Source organism: Chitinophaga sp. (assembly GCF_036569125.1).
Lineage (GTDB): Bacteria > Bacteroidota > Bacteroidia > Chitinophagales > Chitinophagaceae > Chitinophaga.
The window spans coordinates 1-4,857 of the sequence record NZ_DATCRF010000378.1 but is presented as its reverse complement, the minus strand read 5'-3'; the positions used below and the strand labels follow the sequence as shown (position 1 = coordinate 4,857).

Sequence of the window (4,857 nt, the reverse complement as noted above, 5' to 3'; positions counted from 1 at the left end):
TAGGCGCGCATATTTTGTTAAACTGGAAAGAGGGGTCTGTATCGCATAAGGTGCTGGACATTATTATGCAAAACTCCACCATCCTGTTCCTGTTCATTGCAGGCTACTTATTTCAGCACCTTTCTGCCAAATTTGAGTATAAGGATTACCTGGTTAAAAAGTTCCAGAACGTAATTTGCCCATACCTGCTGTTATCCATACCCGTTATGGCTTACCGCCTGATATCGCAGGATATTAACGGATTTACACTGCAGGACCACCCGGATTTTGCATCGTGGAGCCTGTGGCGCCAGGGTAGCTATTATTTGCTGCATGGGGCGCATTTGCAACAGTTGTGGTTTATACCCATGATCACTTTATATTATTTGATAGCGCCCCTTTTGCTGTATGTGGACCGTCATCCGAAATTATATTACGGTGTTTTGCCGGGCCTTATTATACTATCGTTAGTGGTACAACGCAGTACCTTAAGCGATACGCTGGTGATGGCAGTGCACTTTTTATCGGTATATGTTTTTGGAATGTTCCTGAGCCGTTATAAAGATGAATACCTTGTATTTGCCCGTAAATACTGGGTTTTAGTAACGGTGCTGCCTATAGCTTTTTTAGTATTGAATTATTTTATCAGTCCCCGTTTTTATGATAATGTGGACTACACACATAAAATGCTGTTCTGCCCTTTTTACCTTTACTGGCTGTGGAGGCTGGAAAAATATGTGCCTAAATTTGTAGATGTGCTGGCAGTGCTGAGTTTTGGTATTTATTTTGTACACTACTTCTTTGTGCTTTTATTAAGAGGTGTGTACCAAATGGTATTTCACGCACCTATGCCGGGTAATTTAGTGGTTTGGACGGTATGCCTTATAGTAGTAATGTTACTTTCCATATGGACGTTACAGTTAACTCAAAGGATATTAGGGAAAAAGAGTAAGTTCCTGGTGGGTGTATAACCCACAATTATTCCGGTAATCAAATTTTAATAGAATTTTAATAGAACGGGAAAAATTTGTTTGCTAACTTGCACAGATTTTAATCGTGTAGACTATTACGTTGTTGTTGATCTAATCGTGTGATCATCTTCGGGAATTCATCTATTCCAATATTTTAACCATCATATCCCATGAAAGAGCCTGGTAACAATGAATTTATTACCGGATACTCAATCATATAATATGATCAAATTCTATCTCCGATTGGTGATACTGATGCTTTTTTGCACTCAGTCATCCTTTTCATGGGCACAAAGCGTGCTGGATCCGAATGATGCAGTAGTAACATACAACTCCTCCAAGCCCCCGGTGCAACCCGCCTATAACCAAATTGGCAAATGGGTAAGGACCAAGATCCTGAGCTGGAACACCGATGATTATAAATGTTATATTTATAATGGCATGCAGTTCCGCCTGCTGTATCCCAAAAACTTCAATGCGGCAGACACCACCAAGAAATACCCCGTTACGATCGTGTTTCACGGCACCGGTTCCAAAGGAGATATTTATAATAACGAAAAACAGCTGGAAGCAGGCGGCACGCAGCACCTGGCTAAGAGGAACGACGGCTCCTACGACGGGTTTGTGATATTTCCGCAGAACCTGACCGGTTTCTTTGGCAATACGCAGTATGATTACCTGGTGCAGATCGTTACCAATTTTATGGCTCCCCAGCTGCATGCGGATATATTCCGTGTAACCATTGACGGTTATTCCGCCGGTGGCCAGGCCGCCTGGGATATGCTTATCCGCCATCCTAAGTTTGTGGCAGGCGCAACGCCCATCAGCGCAGCAAAAGACACTTACGATGATTCCATCGAGCTTTGGAAAGCCATACCGGTATGGCATTTCCAGGGTGGTAAAGATGGTAACCCCAACCCGGCTGTAGCTACCCTTATTCAAACATCTGCCGTAAATGCAGGCGCCAACTATAAGCTCACCATTTACCCCACCCAGCCACATAGCATATGGACTATTGCCTGGAATGAGGCTGATTTTTTCCCGTTCATAATGCGGGCTAATAAAGCCAACCCCTGGCCTTTATATAATCATTACCAGTATTGCACCGGCGAAACAGTGAATACCACGCTTTGCCTCACTGCCGGCTTTGACGCCTATCAGTGGCGGAAGAACGGAACCGTAATACCCGGCGCTACCGGCAATACGCTGCTGGCTAGCAGCTATGGCACGTACGATGCGCGGGTAAGGAGCGGCAACACCTGGTCTGACTGGTCGCCCCAGCCGGTAGTAGTAGGCCCCAAAGCGCCTACCATAACGCCCCCCATAACCACCAGCGGCCTGCAAAGTAACGTGCTGCCCACACCGGAAGGGAAAGACAGCGTAGTGCTGGCAGAACCGGAAGGTTATGACACCTACAGATGGATGAAAGCCGGTGGTACGGATACATTAGGCCGTAACAGCACTTTTGCCGCGCGTGATACCGGCGGCTATATAGTGCGGGTAACTGAAAAATATGGCTGCTCCGACAATTTCTCCGCACCCTTCCGCGTAATTCCGGCCAAAGGCGCACATGCCCCGGATGCCGCTGCAGGCCTTATTGTTTCGTCCCTTTCCCAAACCTCGTTAAAACTGAACTGGATCGATAAGCCATCGCCGGCGTATAATGAAACATTCTTTGAAATATACCGTACCCTTACACCGGGCACCAAGTACCAGCTGGTAGCCAAGGTAAATGCGGATGTGCTTACGTATACAGATGCCAGCCTGCCCACCAATACCCGCTTTTATTATATTGTAAGAGCAGTGAACGATAACGGTGCCGCGCCGGTGAGCAACGAAGCCAGCGCCACTACCAAAGCAGATACCACTGCGCCAACCGCACCAACCTTAACCAAGGTTAGTGCCACCCGTAATACCATAAGGTTAAAGTGGAGCGGCGCTACAGATGCGGTGGGGGTAGACCGGTACGATGTATATGTAGATGGTATTAAAAGCTACACCACGCCTAAAGACAGTTTTGCCATAACAGTATATGGGCTTAATTACCGCCAGGTATACAACTTTGTGGTAAAGGCCCGCGACCTGGCAGGCAATGAATCGCCGGCCAGCAACCAGGTATCTGTTGCGGCAGTAAATGCCACGGATACCATTACCCTGGGCAATGTACCATCCATACCATACAGTTTAACTGCCCTTGCTGCATCCTTTAACCAGCTGCAGATAAGCTGGGCCGATAGCAGCGGCCGTGCTTCCGCTTTTGAAATATACAGGAGCACCACCTCCGGTGGCACTTACAGGATTGTAACCACCGTAGCAGCCGGTGCAAGGAACTATACGGACGGAGGTTTGGCAGCCAACACCAGCTACTACTACAAGCTAAAAGCCATCAACAAATATGGCAGCAGCGACTTAAGTAATTATATACAGGGCACCACCAGCAAAGCGGTATTGCCTACTTCGCCCAACGCACTTACGGCTACCTCCGTATCTGCCAACCGCATAGACCTGCAATGGACAGACAGGAGCAACAATGAAACCAGCTTTGAGCTATATCGCTCCTATAACAATAACAGCACCTATTTATTGCTGGCCACACTGGCTGCCAACGCCGGCACCACCGTGCAGTACGCGGATACCGGGCTGTTTGCCAATGGCCTATATTACTATAAAGTATTGGCTAAGAACGGGGGCGGTAGCAGCGGTTACTCCAATGAGCTAACCAAGCAAACATTGAACAGCCTGCCTGTTATCAGCGGCCTGGCAAACCAAACCATGCGCTACGGCACCCAGCTAACTTACCATATTACCGCTACAGATCCGGATAATGAAGCTGTAACACAAGCCATTACCGGCCTGCCGGCTTTTGCTGCCATTACCGACAGCAGCGCAGGCAGCCTTACGGTTATCTTCTCCCCTGCCCAGGCAGATACCGGCGCATACACAATTACAACAACTGCTACCGACCAGCATAACGGCACTACGACACGAACATTTAAAATAACGGTAGATGATAACTATCAACCGGTAATAAGCCCCGTTGCCAATATAACCCTGGCTGAAAAAGACAGCCTGCAGGTAAGCCTTTCCGCCAGCGATCAAAATGCTACGGATACGGCTATATGGACCGTTACCGGACTGCCTTCCTTTGCAACGCTTACACCGGCCGGCCATACCGCGCAGCTGCTGGTAAAACCCGGCTATGCAAATGCCGGCACGTATAATGTAACAGTGAAGGTATCGGACGGCAGAAGCGGGCTGGCTACCCAGCGCTTTACCATTACGGTAACAGATGTAAATCCCAACTACAACGTATACGTTAATTTTACAGACGGCTCTTACACGGCGGGCAGCCCCTGGAACAATACCAATAAGAAGCCCCTGCAGAACGATATATATTCCGGCTGGAAAGATGATAAAGGCAACGCCTCCGGCTTTAGCATGACGGTGCTTACACCCTGGCAAACCGTGAATGGCGGCGCCAATACCAATAACCAGGGCTATAATGCAGGCAGCAATGCCGGCCTGTACCCGGATAATGTAATGACCAGCAACTGGTGGACCAACACTGACAAGCAAACCATGCAGCTCAGCGGCCTGCCTACAGCAAATAAATACAACTTCACCTTTTTTGGCAGCCGCTATGGCGTATCAGACAACCGTATTGCCAGCTATACCATTAACGGCAGCAGCGTAACGCTGAACGCATCTAACAACACCAGCCAAACCGTAACCATCAATAACGTAAGGCCGGATAGCGCAGGCAATGTTAAAATAGACCTGCAGCCTGCTGCCGGCTCCCAGTACGCTTACATTAATGCGATGGTGATCACCGTTGTTTATGACGATGGTACTGCACCTGCCCAGCCGGGTAATTTTGCAGCTGCCAGTGTTGCACAGGGTGTAAAGC

The 4,857-nt window shown here is 48.3% G+C and carries 2 protein-coding genes; both read left to right on the top strand.

Annotated features, from left to right (window positions below; genetic code table 11):
- Positions 1-950, top strand: a 950-nt coding sequence (locus VIM87_RS14045) for an acyltransferase (RefSeq protein ID WP_331997603.1), incomplete at its 5' end; no start/stop codon positions are given.
- Positions 951-1,172: 222 nt separating this feature from the next.
- On the top strand, positions 1,173-4,857 hold a 3,685-nt coding region (locus tag VIM87_RS14040; protein ID WP_331997602.1), incomplete at its 3' end, for a putative Ig domain-containing protein.